Annotated in this window: 1 rRNA gene; it reads right to left on the reverse strand. The window is 48.5% G+C overall.

Annotated features, from left to right (window positions below):
* Nucleotides 1–54 precede the first annotated feature (54 nt).
* Nucleotides 55–170: ribosomal RNA gene (rrf, locus tag ALO43_RS12155) — 5S ribosomal RNA — on the reverse strand.
* Nucleotides 171–363 lie beyond the last annotated feature (193 nt).

Consider the following 363-nt stretch of genomic DNA (forward strand, 5'->3'; position numbering starts at 1 on the left):
GCCATAAAAACAAAAACCCTCAACGCATAAGCGATGAGGGTTTCTGGAATTCAATCTTGACGATGACCTACTCTCACATGGGGAAACCCCACACTACCATCGGCGATACATCGTTTCACTACTGAGTTCGGGATGGGATCAGGTGGTTCCAATGCTCTATGGTCGTCAAGAAATTCGGGTACCGAGTCGTGCCATACGGCGCGCTTCAGCAAATCGGGTATGTGACAGTCAGTTATTCAGGTGTCGCTTGTGACGCAAACTTTCGGTTCGTGTCATCTTCACAGTCACCGCAATCTGGTCATTCGACGCAAATTGCTTGGGTGTTATATGGTCAAGCCTCACGGGCAATTAGTATTGGTTAGC

Source organism: Pseudomonas tremae, assembly GCF_001401155.1.
Classification (GTDB): Bacteria; Pseudomonadota; Gammaproteobacteria; order Pseudomonadales; family Pseudomonadaceae; genus Aquipseudomonas; species Aquipseudomonas tremae.